Genomic DNA, 465 nt, shown 5'->3' with positions numbered 1-465 from the left:
GGGTAAGGGCCGTGCCCAGGTAGTCGCCGGGCGACGGGAACCGAGAAGATCGGCCGTCCGGGATGCGATGAGTTCCGGGCCGCTGCGGGGTCTTTCCTTGCGTACGCAACACCACGCGACGCCTCCCGAGGAGACCCAGATGTCCGAGACCACGACGAACACCATCACCACCGGGACGACCGAGACCGCGGCACGCAGCCGGGGTGCGGTCGCGCTCACCGTGGCACGGGTCCTGCTCGCCCTGTTCTTCGCCTTCAGCGCGTTCGCCAAGCTGATCGCCCACGAGTCCGCGATCGAGTCCTTCGACCGGATGGGCTGGAGCCATGGCGCGATGTACCTCATCGGAGCCCTGGAGATGGCGGGCGCCGTCGCCCTGCTGGTGCCCCTGCTGTCCGGGGTGGCGGCGATGGCTTTCGTCGGGCTGCTTGCCGGAGCGTCCGTCGTCCAGCTCACGCTGCTCGACCC

Annotated in this window: 1 protein-coding gene; it reads left to right on the top strand. The window is 69.5% G+C overall.

Going from position 1 to position 465, the window contains the following annotated elements; all coding sequences use genetic code 11:
* Positions 1-139: 139 nt before the first annotated feature.
* Positions 140-465 (top strand): DoxX family protein (locus AC1DYK_RS35745; protein WP_478170577.1); only part of this gene is annotated, 326 nt, incomplete at its 3' end.

It is taken from the genome of Variovorax sp. P2_H12 (assembly GCF_056403395.1).
The sequence above is the reverse complement of the archived record's forward strand: the minus strand, read 5'-3'. Positions and strand labels throughout refer to the sequence as shown.